This window comes from Rhodococcus sp. CH91 (genome assembly GCF_022554085.1).
Classification (GTDB): Bacteria; Actinomycetota; Actinomycetes; order Mycobacteriales; family Mycobacteriaceae; genus Rhodococcus.
The window spans coordinates 21,830-35,435 of the sequence record NZ_JAKFYR010000013.1 but is presented as its reverse complement, the minus strand read 5'-3'; the positions used below and the strand labels follow the sequence as shown (position 1 = coordinate 35,435).

12 protein-coding genes are annotated in these 13,606 nt (G+C 67.2%); 10 read left to right on the top strand and 2 right to left on the bottom strand.

What is annotated here, in order from left to right; translation table 11 throughout:
- Positions 1-2 precede the first annotated feature (2 nt).
- The 5 genes from phnC (at position 3) to MOM01_RS20335 (ending at position 6,931) form a co-directional block, all read left to right on the top strand.
- A complete protein-coding gene (phnC, locus tag MOM01_RS20355; RefSeq protein ID WP_241387258.1) occupies positions 3-815 on the top strand; it encodes a phosphonate ABC transporter ATP-binding protein in 813 nt (270 codons plus the stop codon).
- Positions 812-2,401 (top strand): phosphonate ABC transporter, permease protein PhnE, encoded by a 1,590-nt coding sequence (gene phnE / locus MOM01_RS20350; RefSeq protein ID WP_241387257.1) that lies wholly within the window; start codon positions 812-814, stop codon positions 2,399-2,401. The genes phnC and phnE overlap by 4 nt, the downstream gene beginning before the upstream one ends.
- On the top strand, positions 2,377-3,384 hold the full coding sequence (locus tag MOM01_RS20345; protein ID WP_241387256.1) for a zinc-binding dehydrogenase: 1,008 nt from the start codon (positions 2,377-2,379) through the stop codon (positions 3,382-3,384). Before phnE ends, MOM01_RS20345 begins: the two co-directional genes overlap by 25 nt.
- Positions 3,385-3,545: 161 nt before the next feature.
- Positions 3,546-4,760: an acetyl-CoA C-acetyltransferase gene (locus MOM01_RS20340; protein WP_241387255.1), complete on the top strand. Its 1,215-nt coding sequence runs from the start codon at positions 3,546-3,548 to the stop codon at positions 4,758-4,760.
- 23 nt (positions 4,761-4,783) lie between these two features.
- Positions 4,784-6,931 (top strand): 3-hydroxyacyl-CoA dehydrogenase NAD-binding domain-containing protein, encoded by a 2,148-nt coding sequence (locus tag MOM01_RS20335; protein WP_241387254.1) that lies wholly within the window; start codon positions 4,784-4,786, stop codon positions 6,929-6,931.
- Positions 6,932-7,012: 81 nt separating this feature from the next.
- On the opposite strand, the gene MOM01_RS20330 is transcribed toward MOM01_RS20335, so the two are convergent.
- Both MOM01_RS20330 and MOM01_RS20325 read right to left on the bottom strand, forming a co-directional pair.
- On the bottom strand, positions 7,013-8,320 hold the full coding sequence (locus MOM01_RS20330; RefSeq protein ID WP_241387253.1) for a class I SAM-dependent methyltransferase: 1,308 nt from the start codon (positions 8,318-8,320) through the stop codon (positions 7,013-7,015).
- The gene (locus MOM01_RS20325; RefSeq protein ID WP_241387252.1) at positions 8,317-9,777 is read right to left on the bottom strand and encodes an FAD-binding oxidoreductase; all 1,461 of its coding nucleotides are present in this window, start codon (positions 9,775-9,777) and stop codon (positions 8,317-8,319) included. The genes MOM01_RS20330 and MOM01_RS20325 overlap by 4 nt, the downstream gene beginning before the upstream one ends.
- A gap of 138 nt (positions 9,778-9,915) precedes the next feature.
- Between MOM01_RS20325 and MOM01_RS20320 the strand changes: the two genes are divergently transcribed.
- From MOM01_RS20320 to MOM01_RS20300, 5 genes are all read left to right on the top strand, one after another.
- Positions 9,916-10,350, top strand: coding sequence for an SRPBCC family protein (locus MOM01_RS20320; RefSeq protein ID WP_241387251.1), 435 nt, complete (start codon positions 9,916-9,918; stop codon positions 10,348-10,350).
- Positions 10,351-10,483: 133 nt separating this feature from the next.
- Positions 10,484-10,807 carry a YbaB/EbfC family nucleoid-associated protein gene (locus MOM01_RS20315; RefSeq protein WP_241387324.1) on the top strand — a complete coding sequence of 108 codons (324 nt, stop codon included), beginning with the start codon at positions 10,484-10,486 and terminating at the stop codon, positions 10,805-10,807.
- 9 nt (positions 10,808-10,816) lie between these two features.
- On the top strand, positions 10,817-11,425 hold the full coding sequence (gene recR, locus MOM01_RS20310; RefSeq protein WP_241387250.1) for a recombination mediator RecR: 609 nt from the start codon (positions 10,817-10,819) through the stop codon (positions 11,423-11,425).
- The gene (locus MOM01_RS20305; protein ID WP_241387249.1) at positions 11,422-12,033 is read left to right on the top strand and encodes a TetR/AcrR family transcriptional regulator; all 612 of its coding nucleotides are present in this window, start codon (positions 11,422-11,424) and stop codon (positions 12,031-12,033) included. Before recR ends, MOM01_RS20305 begins: the two co-directional genes overlap by 4 nt.
- 83 nt (positions 12,034-12,116) lie before the next feature.
- Positions 12,117-13,598, top strand: a complete 1,482-nt coding sequence (locus tag MOM01_RS20300; RefSeq protein WP_374112347.1) for an MFS transporter — start codon at positions 12,117-12,119, stop codon at positions 13,596-13,598.
- Positions 13,599-13,606: the final 8 nt, after the last annotated feature.

Sequence of the window (13,606 nt, the reverse complement as noted above, 5' to 3'; positions counted from 1 at the left end):
CCATGATCACCGATCCCACCCACCAGGTCGCCGGTGACGACCTCGTCGTCTCGGCCCGCGGCGTCACCAAGAAATTCGGTGCCACCACGGCACTGTCCGGCGTCGACCTCGATGTGCACCGCAGTGAGCTCGTCGTCCTGCTGGGCCTGTCGGGCTCGGGGAAGTCGACCTTCCTGCGCTGCCTGAACGGCCTGCACTCCGTCACCGAGGGCAGCATCGAGCTCTCCGGGACACGCGTCGACCTCGCGTCGCGCCGCGACCTGCGATCGCTGAGACGGGGGGTCGGATTCGTCTTCCAGCAGTTCAACCTCGTCGGACGCCTGAGCTGCCTCGAGAACGTACTCGTCGGCGGTCTCGGCAGGTTGTCGCTGCCCCGCTACGGTGCGCTCAGCTACCCGAAGGCCATGCGCACCGAGGCACGGGAACATCTCGACCGGGTCGGGCTCGCCGACCTCGCCGATCGCCGTGCCGACACGCTCTCCGGCGGCCAGCAGCAGCGCGTCGCCATCGCCCGGACCCTCATGCAGCGGCCCGCGGTGCTGCTCGCCGACGAACCCGTCGCCTCCCTCGACCCGGAGAACGCCGGAGTGGTCATGGACCTGCTGTTCCGGGTGTGCATGGAGGACAAGCTCACGGTCGTGTGCACGCTCCACCAGGTCGATCTCGCGCTCGGCTGGGCGCACCGCATCGTCGGACTGCGGGAGGGACGCAAGGTGCTGGACCGGCCGGCGGTCGGATTGTCCCGGGACGAAGCCATGGAGATCTACCAGCGCGTCGAACCCGTCGCCGATCCACTCGGAGCCCGGTCGCCATGAGCCTCCTCGCCCCGTCCCGCGCGGAGACGAGTGCTCACGGCACCCACTTGGCTCGCCGACGCGCGATCACCGCCGGATGGATCGTCGTCGCGATCACGGTGTTCGGCTCCGCCGCCTATATCGACTTCGCTCCCGCGACGCTGCTCGACGGGTTCGACGCGACCGCCGGGCTCATCGAACGCATGCTGCCTCCGCGGCTCGACGACCCGGGCCGGATCGGCGTGCTCGCCCTCGAAACACTGCTCATGGCGGTCCTGGGCACCGTCCTGGCGGCGATCGTGTCCGTACCGCTGGCATTCACGGCGGCGCGCAACACGACACCGCACCCGGTGCTGTACCGCGCCTCCCGCGCGATCATCACGTTCTGCCGCGCCATGCCCGACCTGCTGTTCGCGGTGTTGTTCGTCCGCGCTCTCGGTATCGGTGTCCTGCCGGGTGTGCTCGCGTTGGCGCTCCACTCGATCGGCATGCTCGGCAAGCTGTTCGCCGACGCGATCGAGCAGACCGACGCCGGCCCGCGGGAAGCCGTACGCAGCACCGGAGCCGGGTACTTCCGCGAAATGATCAATGCGGTTCTGCCGCAGGTCGTTCCGTCCTGGGCCGCCAACTTCGTCTACCGGATCGACATCAATCTGCGGACCTCCGTCGTCCTCGGCTTCGTCGGAGCCGGCGGAATCGGGTTCGCGCTGCAGGACGCGCTGCGAGGGCTGGTCTATCCGCGCGCACTGGGAATCGTGTGCGTGATCCTGGTGATCATCGCCGCGATGGAAGTCGTCGCCGTTCTCCTCCGGCGTGCCCTGCTCACTCCGTCCACGAACGCACCTGGACGCGAAAGGATCTCGCGCGTCGCCTTCTCCGGAACCGTCGTCGGTGCCAGCCTGCTCGCGCTGATCACGCTCCGCATCGACCCGCTCGATCTGGTCACGTGGATCGGACCGTCCCTGGAGGTCTTCACGCGGCTCGTCCCACCGGACTTCACCGCGGTGGGGCCGGATCTCGTCGACGCGGTGCTGCAGACCCTCGCGATCGGCGCGGTCGCCACCGCCGTCGGCGCGGTGCTCTCGCTTCCGTTCGGCATCCTGGCAGCGAGCAACCTGTCACCGCATCCCACCGTCTATGCGGCTGCTCGGAGCGTGATCCTCGTCGTCCGCGCGATCCCCGAACTCATCCTCGCGGTGGTCTTCGTGGCCGCCATCGGGCTCGGTCCCGTCGCCGGGGCGTGCGCGCTCGCCGTCGGATCCGTCGGATTCCTCGGCAAACTCGTCGCCGATGCCGCCGAGGAGATCGACACCGGTCCGCTCGATGCGGTCCGTGCCGTCGGTGGTGGATGGTGGAAGACCCTCTTCGCCGCCGTGATCCCCCAGATGGTCCCGTCGGTCGTCGGATCGACGCTCTACCTGCTCGACGTCAACATCCGCACCTCGACCGTGCTCGGGGTCGTCGGTGCAGGTGGTGTGGGATTCCTTCTGTTCGAGGCGGTCCGGACGCTGAACTTCGAGTTCGCAGGCGCGATCGTGCTCATCGTGTTCGCTGTCGTCTACGCCATCGAAAGGGTGTCGGGATGGATCCGCTCGAAGGTCGTGTGAGCCGCACAGCGGTGTGGACGGGGACGGGCATCGAGATACGGGACGTGCCGATACCGGCACTCGGCCACCGCGAACTGCTCGTGCGTGTCGACCTCGCCACGGTGTGCGGGAGCGACCTGCACACCCTGTCCGGGCGGCGCTCCGGGCCGGTGCCCTCGGTGCTCGGGCACGAAGGAGTCGGGCAGATCGTCGCGGCCGGCCCGCACGCCGTCGCGGCCGTGGGGGAGCGGATCGTGTGGAGCGTGACGTGCGCGTGCCACGACTGCGATCGGTGCCGGGCCGGGCGCACCGCCAAGTGCCGCTCGGTGACGAAGGTCGGGCACGAACCGTTCACCGGGCCGTGGCCGTTGTCGGGAACCTACTCCCGGTACATCGTTCTGCCCGCAGGTGCGACGATCGTGCCCGTTCCGGATGCGCTGCCCGACGTCGTCGCCGCTCCGGCGTCGTGCGCGACCGCGACGGCTGCCGCCGCGATCGGTGTCGCGGGTGATCTCGCCGGCCGGCGGGTCGTGGTGTGCGGCGCGGGGATGCTCGGCATCGCCGCCGTGGCCATGTGTGCGGAGGCCGGCGCCGACGTGTCGATCGTGGACGTCGCCCCGGAGCGCGCGGCCCGCGCCGAGCGGTTCGGGGCGGTCGCGGACGACAGCGGTCCCGTCGACGTCGCCCTCGACTTCTCGGGTTCGGCGGAGGCGATCGCCTCGCTCGTGCCACGCCTCGACGTGGGCGGTCACCTCGTCCTGGCGGGATCGGTCGCACCCGGCCCCGCCGTCGCTGTGGACCCGGAGGCGATCGTGCGGGGATGGCTCACGATCAGCGGTGTCCACAACTACGAACCTGCCCACCTGCACGCCGCCGTGGCATTTCTCACCCGCACGGTCGCCGTCTATCCCTGGGACGAACTCGTCGAGGACCCCGTCCCGCTCGAGGCACTGGAGCAGGTCGCACGCCCCGGACCGGCGCTGCGTGCGGCCGTGAGGCCGTAGACACCGAGCGGGGCAGGTTCGGTTCGGTCACGGACACCGATCGCTTCGGTCCTTACCGCTGTGGGGCGTCCGCTCCTAACGTAGGGGAGGTTGGGCACGGCGGCCCTCTGCAGGGCCGTGGGTGCCGTCGCTCCGCAAGCACGGGAAGGAACCTGCGCACTGTGACCACCGAGGCATTCATCTATGAAGCCATCCGAACACCACGCGGCCGAGGCAAGAAGACGGGCTCGCTGCACTCCGTCAAGCCGATCTCCCTGGTTACGGGCCTGATCGACGAGCTGCGTGTCCGCTTCCCCGACCTCGACGAGAACCGGATCTCCGACCTGATCCTCGGTGTCGTGGGCCCCGTCGGTGATCAGGGTGCCGACATCGCCCGCACCGCCGTCACCATCGCCAACCTGCCCGTCACCACCGGTGGCGTCCAGATCAACCGCTTCTGCGCGTCCGGCCTCGAGGCCGTCAACATGGCTGCGCAGAAGGTCCGCTCCGGCTGGGACGAGCTCGTTCTCGCCGGTGGCGTCGAGTCCATGTCGCGTGTCCCCATGGGTTCCGACGGTGGCGCGTGGATGCTCGATCCCGCCACCAACTACGACAGCTACCTGGTGCCCCAGGGCATCTCTGCCGACCTCATCGCGACCATCGAGGGCTTCACCCGCGAGGACGTCGACGCCTACGCACTGCGCTCGCAGCAGCTCGCGGCCGCAGCCTGGTCCGGCGGTTACTTCTCCAAGTCGGTCGTCCCGGTCAAGGACCAGAACGGTCTGACGATCCTCGATCACGACGAGCACATGCGCCCCGACACCACCCTCGAGGGCCTGGCCAAGCTGCAGCCGTCGTTCGCGACCGTCGGTGAGATGGGCGGCTTCGACGCCGTGGCGCAGCAGAAGTACCACTTCGTCGAGAAGATCAACCACGTCCACCACGGCGGCAACAGCTCGGGCATCGTCGACGGCGCGGCACTCGTGCTCGTCGGTTCCGAGCAGGCCGGCAAGGATCTCGGCCTGACCCCGCGTGCCCGCGTCGTCGCCACGGCCACCTCCGGTGCCGACTCGACGATCATGCTCACCGGCCCCACACCGGCCGCGCACAAGGTTCTCGCCGCGGCGGGCCTGACGGTCGACGACATCGACCTGTTCGAGATCAACGAGGCGTTCGCCTCCGTCGTCCTGAAGTTCCAGAAGGACCTGAACATCCCGGACGAGAAGCTCAACGTCAACGGCGGCGCCATCGCGATGGGCCACCCGCTCGGCGCCACCGGCGCCATGATCACCGGCACGATGATCGACGAGCTCGAGCGCCGCGGAGCCAAGCGCGCCCTCGTCACCCTGTGCATCGGTGGCGGCATGGGTGTGGCCACCATCATCGAGCGCGTCTGACACCGGAAGGAATTCGAAAAACAGTGAGCGACAACATGATTTCCTGGGAGAAGGACGCCGACGGCATCGTCGTGCTGACCCTCGACGACCCCAACCAGGGCGCCAACACGATGAACGAGCTGTACAAGGCGTCGATGAAGGCCACCGTCGACCGCCTGTACGAGGAGCAGGACTCCATCACCGGTGTGGTGATCACCTCCGCGAAGAAGACCTTCTTCGCCGGCGGCGATCTGCGCAACATCATCGAGATCGGCCCCGACGACGCGCAGGCCGCGTTCGACGAGGTCCAGGGCATCAAGGCCGACCTGCGTCGCCTCGAGACCCTCGGTAAGCCCGTCGTCGCCGCCATCAACGGTGCCGCCCTCGGCGGTGGCCTCGAGATCGCTCTCGCGACCCATCACCGGATCGCGGCCGACGTCAAGGGTGTCCAGATCGGCCTGCCCGAGGCCAGCCTGGGCCTGCTCCCCGGTGGCGGCGGTATCACCCGCACCGTGCGCCTGCTCGGCATCCAGACGGCTCTGCTCTCGGTTCTGCTGCAGGGCAACAAGTACAACGCCGTCAAGGCCAAGGAGATCGGCCTGATCCACGACGTCGTGGGCAGCGTCGAGGAACTCGTCCCGGCCGCCAAGGAATGGATCAAGGCCAACCCCGAGGGCGGCGTCCAGCCGTGGGATGTCAAGGGCTACAAGATCCCCGGCGGCACCCCCTCCAGCCCGGCGTTCGCTGCGAACCTCCCGGCCTTCCCCGCGAACCTGCGCAAGCAGATCAAGGGTGCTCCGATGCCGGCTCCGCGCGCCATCATGGCCGCCGCCGTCGAGGGCTCGCAGGTGGACTTCGACAACGCCTCGACCATCGAGTCGCGGTACTTCGTCGAGCTCGCCACCGGCCAGGTCGCGAAGAACATGATCCAGGCGTTCTTCTTCGACATGCAGTCCATCAACTCGGGTGCCTCGCGTCCGAAGGACGTGCCCAAGCGTGAGATCAAGAAGGTCGGCGTTCTCGGTGCAGGCATGATGGGCGCCGGTATCGCATACGTCTCCGCCCGCGCCGGTTTCGAGGTCGTCCTCAAGGACGTCACTCTCGAGGCCGCCGAGCGTGGCAAGAACTACTCGGAGAAGATCGAGGCCAAGGCACTCTCGCGTGGCAAGACCACCGAGGAGAAGTCGAAGGCTCTCCTCGACCGCATCACGCCGACCGCCGACGCGGCCGACTTCGCCGGTGTCGACTTCGTCATCGAGGCCGTCTTCGAGAACACCGAGCTCAAGCACAAGGTCTTCCAGGAGATCGAGGACATCGTCGATCCCGACGCGCTGCTCGGCTCGAACACCTCGACGCTGCCGATCACCGGTCTCGCGACCGGCGTCAAGCGTCCCGAGGACTTCATCGGTATCCACTTCTTCTCGCCGGTCGACAAGATGCCGCTCGTCGAGATCATCAAGGGTGAGAAGACCTCCGACGAGGCGCTGGCCCGGGTGTTCGATTACACGCTCGCGATCCGCAAGACCCCGATCGTCGTCAACGACAGCCGCGGTTTCTTCACCTCGCGCGTGATCGGCACCTTCGTGAACGAGGCCATCGCCATGCTCGGCGAGGGCATCGAGCCCGCGACGATCGAGCAGGCCGGCTCGCAGGCCGGTTACCCGGCACCGCCGCTGCAGCTGACCGACGAGCTGAACATGAAGCTCATGCAGAAGATCGCGAAGGAGACCGAGGAGGCCGCCAAGCAGGGCGACACCAAGCTCGGCGCCACGCGGCATCCCGCGCTCGACGTGGTGGACTGGATGATCGAGCAGGGCCGCCCCGGCCGTCTCGAGAAGGCCGGTTTCTACGAGTACGACGAGAACGGCAAGCGTCTCGGCATCTGGCAGGGCGTGCGCGACCACTACAAGACCCGGGCGACGCTCGACGTGCCGCTGCAGGATCTGATCGACCGTATGCTCTTCGCCGAGGCGATCGAGACCCAGAAGTGCTTCGACGAGGGTGTTCTCGAGACCACCGCCGACGCCAACATAGGCTCGATCCTCGGTATCGGCTTCCCGGCCTGGACCGGTGGCGTCGCCCAGTTCGTCACCGGTTACCCGGGTGGCAAGGAAGGCTTCGTCAAGCGCGCCGAGGAGCTCGCGGCCAAGTACGGCGAGCGCTTCACCCCGCCGGCATCGCTGCGTAGCTGACACCCACGGTTCGACGAAGGGCTCCCGACGCATCCTGCGTCGGGAGCCCTTCCCGTTCGGCTGGTGAGAGCAGCTCGTCCTCTAGGCGACCCACCAGGGGCGCAGAGGAACTGCGGGAGCCTTGTCCTTGGCGAGCTTGACGCCGAGCACTTGGTGCAACTGCACGACATTGCGTTCGAAACCGAGACGGGAGCCGGCCATGTACAGCCCCCACAACCGGGCGGTGCCCTCACCGACTTCGGCGACGCAGGCATCCCAGTGCTTCTCGAGGTATTCGCACCAGCCCTTCAATGTCAGGGCGTAGTGTTCCCGGAGGTTCTCCTCGTGCACGACTTCGAAACCGACGTCCTGGGCTTCGGTGATGATCCGGCCGGAACCGGTGAGCTCCCCGTCGGGGAAGACATACCGGTCGATGAAGCCCCCGGCCTTGACCCGGCCTCGGTTCGTCGGACGGGTGATGCAGTGGTTGAGCAGCAGACCACCGTCGCGGAGCTTGTCGTGCAGGAAGCCGAAATAGGCGGGATAGTTGGCGACACCGATGTGTTCGGTCAATCCGATCGACGAGATCGCGTCGAACCCCCCTTCGGGCACGTCGCGATAGTCCGAATGCCGGATCTCGGCCAGATCGCTCAGGCCTTCCTCGACGATGGCCTTCTGCGCCCATTCCGCCTGCTCTCGTGAGAGCGTCACGCCGAGCGCCTTCACGCCGCGCCGTGCGGCATAGCGCACCATCCCGCCCCAGCCGCAGCCGATGTCGAGCAGCCGATCGCCCGGCCGCAGCCGCAACTTCTCGAACACCAGGCGGTACTTGTTCTCCTGGGCGTCTTCGAGGCTCTGGCTCTCGGAGTCGAAGACCGCACAGGTGTACGTCATCGACGGTCCGAGCACGTACTCGTAGAACTCGTTCGACACGTCGTAGTGGTGGTGGATGACCTCGGCGTCGCGCGCCTTCGAGTGCCTCAGACCTTCGGCGATCCGGCGCCAGCGCGGCAGATGCTCCTGCGGCGGCGGCGCGATCGGCTTGAGGAGTTCGGTCCCGAGCGACCGTGCGATGTGGGCGAGTACGCGGGCCGGTGGGCGTTCGAAGTGGAGGTCGCCGAGCGCCGCGAGGAGCGCGTACGGGTTGCCCGGGTGTACTCCGTCGGTCTGCAGGTCGCCCGAGATGTACGCCCGCGCCATGCCGAGATCGCCGGGAGCCGTCGCGATGTACGTCGCCCCCTTCGGGGTGGCGAGATGCAGTCCGTAAGGGGAAGTCTCGGGACCGGCGGACGAACCGTCGTATGCGGTGAACCTCAACGGCATCTCGCCACCGGTGACGATCTCGACGATCTGTGCGAGCGTGAGCTTTTCCTCGGCGGACCGGGTCCGCTCGGTCTTCAACAGGGTCATTTGCGTTGCACCGCCTTCGAGAAGAGGTCCAGTAGACGGGACCGCGGGTCGTATTTCTTCTTCAGCTCGGGGTACGTGCCCCCGCCGTAGTACAACTTCTCGAATTCGTCCCGGGAATAGAACGAATCCGAGTAGAGCGACTTGTGTCCGTCGAGTTCGGCGACCTTCTGCTCGATCAGCCGGTTGGCTGCGCCATCCTCGGCGCCGGGCACGACGGGAACCGACGACCAGAACCCGACGTTGACGTAGGTGCGTTTGGGTTCGAGCGGATACAGCGGCCACGGCCGCTCGGCATCCCACGACGCGGCGTGCCGTCCGTCCGATGACGATCCTGTGTCGCGCAACTTCAAGGGGCACAACCAGATCGGCTCGATCGGAATCTCCTCGAGAAACCACTCGACGAATTCCTGCGTCCGTTCGAGCGGCACCTCGATGTCCTGCACGACCCGCTCGCGGGGCGGATTGCCCTTGCGTGCCTCGAGGCGATCGGCCACCGAGTACTTGTGGTCGAGGGCGATGAGTTTCCAGTAGAAGCTGCTGCGCAGCAGCCGTTTCGGCCATATACGGCGGATCCGGGGATTCTGTGCGCCGAACGCCCGGGAGCACCAGAACCAATCGGTGTCCCAGCGCCAGAGATAGTCGCGGATCGTGAGCCGGTCGTGCTTGGGATGATTGACCGAGACGTGCTGGATCGACCGGTAGTAGATGTCCTGCCCGGTGTAGTCGCTCACGGGCCCCGGCTCGGAGGTCCGGGTCCCGAGCGTCAGATAGCTCTCACCCGGGGAGAAGACCACCCCGTCCAGATAATCCACCGGCACACCCGCCCAGACACGGGTGTCGACGATCCGGGCGAGAGCGTTCTGCAGTTCGGTGATCGTGTCGAACCGCAGATGGCGCAACCGGACGTACGGCTGCACCGGCTCGAGTTCGATACGCAGTCGAGTCGCGTACCCCAGGGATCCGTAGGAATTGGGGAATCCGCGGAACAGGTCGGCGTGCTCGCCGTCCTGTCGTGCGGTGACGATCTCGCCGCCTCCGGTGAGGATGTCCATCTCCAGTACGGATTCGTGGGGCAGGCCGTTGCGGAAGGACGTGGATTCGATGCCGAGTCCGGTGACGGCGCCGCCCAGCGTGATGGTCTTGAGCTGCGGTACGACGAGCGGGGCGAGGCCGTAGGGCAGCGTCGCATCGACGAGATCCTCATAGGTGCACATGCCGGCGACATCGGCGGTGCGCGACTGCGGGTCGACGGAGATGACACCGCCGAGACCGGAGACGTCGAGCCCCGGTGTGTTCACCGCGGCGCGGGCGCGGAAGAGATTCGAGGTCTTCTTCGCGAGCCGCACAGGGGCGTCGTCCGGAATCGCGCGGTACGAGCTCAGCAGTCGCTCGACACCCTCCCGGTGAACAGCATCCCCGTACGGGCCCTTCACACCTGACGATCTCGGCATCTGCATTCGACTCCTCGGAGCGGCGCATCGTTGGCACGTCCACAATAGACCCGGCGGTCGTGTCCGTCCCGGGACCGACAAGGCAGGATGGGACGAGGCGTATCGGACACATTCGGGCTCGGAGAAGGCAGAGGGAGTAGTTCCATGGCACAGGTCAGCGCAAGCAGTTCGATCCAGTTGACGGCCGCCCCGGAGGCGGTGATCACCGCGCTGGCCGATTACGAGACCGTGCGGCCGCGCATCCTGACCGAGCACTACCGCGACTATCGAGTCGTTTCCGGTGGGCGCGGGGAGGGCACGGTGGTGCACTGGATCCTGCAGGCCACCCAGAAGCGTCAGCGCGATGTGCAGGCCACGGTGTCGGTGAAGGGCAGTACTCTCACCGAGACCGACGCGAACTCGTCGCTCGTGACCACGTGGAGTGTGGTGCCGAACGGGACGGGCTCGACGGTCGTCGTCCTGACGCAGTGGACGGGCGCCGGGGGTGTGAAGGGCTTCTTCGAGAAGACGTTCGCACCGCTGGGCCTGAAGAAGATCCAGCAGCAGATGCTCGAGAATCTGAAGAAGGAGATCGGCTGACATCGCCGGTCGCGTCGGCCACGATCCTCATCGAAGGCCGGCAAGCATCCCGAACAGTCGCGTCGACCGCGGTGCGCGGAGACTAGGCTGGCAAACAACGTGCAGAAAGGACGTGTCCGTGCAACCCGGTGGAATGCCCGACATGCAGCAACTCCTTGCCCAGGCCCAGCAGATGCAGCAGCAGCTCGTCGCGGCGCAGAACGAGATGGCGCAGGCCGAGGTCACCGGCCAGGCCGGCGGTGGTCTCGTCACGGCGACGGTGAAGGGCACGGGTGAGGTCGTATCCGTGAACATCGATCCGAAGGTCGTCGACCCGGACGACGTCGAGACCCTGCAGGATCTCGTGGTCGGTGCGATCGCCGATGCGTCGGCGAAGGCACAGGAGATCGCAGCCGAGAAGCTCGGACCGCTCGCGGGCGGCCTCGGTGGCGGAATCCCCGGCCTGCCCGGTTTCTAGAGGTCGGCCTTGTACGAAGGACCGGTACAGGACCTCATCGACGAACTGGGCAAACTTCCGGGCGTCGGCCCGAAGAGTGCGCAACGCATCGCGTTCCACCTGCTGTCGGTCGAGCCGCCCGACATCGATCGCCTGCAGGCGGCGTTGCAGAAGATCCGCGACGGCGTGCAGTTCTGTGAGGTGTGCGGGACCGTCTCGGACCAGCAGCGGTGCCGCATCTGCTCCGATCCCCGACGCGACCGCACGGTGATCTGTGTGGTCGAGGAACCCAAGGACGTGCAGGCGATCGAACGCACCCGTGAGTTCCGGGGGCGCTACCACGTGCTCGGTGGTGCGCTCGACCCGCTCAACGGCGTCGGACCCGATCAGCTGCGCATCCGGGAACTTCTCACCCGGATCGGCAATCAGGAGGACGGCGTCGACGTCTCCGAGGTGATCATCGCGACCGACCCGAACACCGAGGGCGAGGCGACGGCCACCTATCTCGTGCGGATGCTCCGGGACTTCCCGGGCCTGAGCGTGACCCGCCTGGCGTCGGGTCTGCCGATGGGCGGTGACCTCGAGTTCGCCGACGAGCTGACTCTCGGTCGCGCGCTGTCGGGTAGACGGGCGATGTGACGGTGCGCGGCGGGGACCCGGCCGATCGGGGTGAGCCCGAGAGGCGTCGCCGGACCTCGGAGGAGACGAGGCAACTGATCCTCGACGCCGCCGGGAAGGCGTTCGCGACGCGTCCCTACCGCGACATCACCCTCAAGGACATCGCCGAGGAAGCGGGCGTCAGCGCCCCGTTGATCATCAAGTATTTCGGGTCCAAGGAGCAGTTGTACGAGGAACTCGTCGACTTCCAGTACGGCGCCCAGGTGCTGTTCGACGGGCCGCTGGAGAGCCTGGGGGAGCGGATGGTGGCGATGCTCGCCCGTCCGCTCGAGCCCTACAAGCCGTTGTCGATGAACATCCTCTTCATGAGCGGGGGCAGCGAGGAGAGCAACCGCATGCTCCGTGACAACTACTCGACGCAGATGATCGACGCGCTCGCGGCCCGGCTCTCCGGCCCGGACGCCCGCCTGCGGGCGGAGCTGGCGATGTCGGCGGTGATGGGTCTTGCGATCATGCGGCGACGCATGATGCAGGAACGAGCGACCGGCACGATCGACGAGGTGGTGGCGCTGTACGCGCCGTTGGTGCAGGCCTTGCTCGACGGGGACACTACTTCGCACAGCGAATGAGATCCATCACTCCTCTTGAGGGTAAACAGCCGTTCACCTAATGTGGGTGAACGGCTGTTTACCTATGAGGAGGGAGGGTGCCGGTGTCGATTTCGCTCCCTCTGCGCCTGCACGTACCGGGTAGATCGTCCAGTTCCGCCCCGGCGCATCCTGGCGGCCGGGCAGCAGAGAAGACGCCACGCGACCTCCGGCATCTCGTCTTCCCCGTCCTCGCAGTGGGCGCAGTCTTCCAGGCCATCATGCAGACCGTCATGGTGCCGCTCCTGCCGAGCATGCCGGAATTCACCGGCGCAGGCCCCACTGCAGTCTCGTGGCTGGTGACGAGCACCCTCCTCGTCGGAGCGGTGATGACGCCGATCTTCGGCCGTCTCGCCGACATGATCGGCAAGAAGAGGATGCTCCTCATCGCGTTCTCGCTCATGACGCTCGGTTCGATCGTCTGCGCCTCGACCTCCGACATCGGCCTGCTCATCCTCGCCCGTGGACTGCAGGGTGCCGGTGCGGCGGTGCTGCCGATCGGCATGGCGGTCCTGCGCGAGGTACTGCCGCGTGACCGGGTGGATCGATCGATCGCGGTGCTCAGTTCGACCCTCGGGATCGGCACCGCGATCGGCATCCCGTTCGCGGCCGCCATCGTCCAGTTCGCGGATTGGCATCTGCTCTTCTGGATCACCGCCGCCATCGGGGCCGGTGTGGCACTCGCAGCGTGGTTCGTCATCCCGGAATCGCGCACTCGTACCGGAGGCCGCTTCGACACCGTGGGAGCGGCAGGCCTGTCGGCCGCGCTCGTGTGCCTGCTCGTGCCCATCACCCAGGGCAGCACGTGGGGCTGGACGAGTCCCGCGGTGCTCCTGACGTTCGCGGCATCGGTGGTGCTGTTCGCGCTCTGGGGCGTGCAGCAGCTGCGCAACCGCAACCCCCTCGTCGACCTCCGTGTCTCGGTGCGCCGATCCGTTCTCGCCCCGCACCTGTCGGCGCTACTCGTCGGATTCGCCTTCTACGGCAACACCCTCATCACGACACAGTTGCTGCAGGCCTCGTCCGAACACGGCGCCGGATACGATCTGACCATCCTCCAGGCCGCGGCATGCCAGCTCGCCGCCAGCGTTGCGATGATGATCTTCGCGATCGTGGCCTCCCGCATCACCGAGCGCTTCGGCCCCAAGGTCACGATCATGACGGGGGCGGTCTTCCTGCTCGCCGGCTACTGTGTCCACGCCGTGCCCGCCAAGCCGCTGTGGATCGTGGTGGCCGCGATCTTCGTCGCGGCGATCGGGACGTCGCTCGTGTACTGCACGCTGCCGGTACTGCTGCTCGGAGCCGTGCCGCTGTCGCAGAACGCGGCCGCCAACGGCGTCAACGTTCTGCTCCGCACCGTGGGCAGCACGGTGTGCAGCGCGGTGGTCGCCTCCGTGCTCGCGGCCCACACCCTCGGAGGTGGACTCGGGATCGGGACCGCCGGATTCGTCATGGCCTATCTGGTGTGTGCGGGATGCGCCGTGATCGTGTTCGTCTCCGGCTTCGCGCTGCCCTCCCGTCAGGCCATGCGTCCCGTCGCCGAGTGACCCCTTCC

What these genes read in the sequence shown, in the direction of transcription:
- phnC (WP_241387258.1), top strand. Translation starts at nt 3, where the DNA reads ATGATCACCGATCCCACCCACCAGGTCGCCGGTGACGACCTCGTCGTC.
- phnE (WP_241387257.1), top strand. Translation starts at nt 812, where the DNA reads ATGAGCCTCCTCGCCCCGTCCCGCGCGGAGACGAGTGCTCACGGCACC.
- MOM01_RS20330 (WP_241387253.1), bottom strand. Translation starts at nt 8,320, where the DNA reads ATGACCCTGTTGAAGACCGAGCGGACCCGGTCCGCCGAGGAAAAGCTC.
- MOM01_RS20315 (WP_241387324.1), top strand. Translation starts at nt 10,484, where the DNA reads ATGCCCGACATGCAGCAACTCCTTGCCCAGGCCCAGCAGATGCAGCAG.
- MOM01_RS20320 (WP_241387251.1), top strand. Translation starts at nt 9,916, where the DNA reads ATGGCACAGGTCAGCGCAAGCAGTTCGATCCAGTTGACGGCCGCCCCG.
- MOM01_RS20325 (WP_241387252.1), bottom strand. Translation starts at nt 9,777, where the DNA reads ATGCAGATGCCGAGATCGTCAGGTGTGAAGGGCCCGTACGGGGATGCT.
- MOM01_RS20345 (WP_241387256.1), top strand. Translation starts at nt 2,377, where the DNA reads ATGGATCCGCTCGAAGGTCGTGTGAGCCGCACAGCGGTGTGGACGGGG.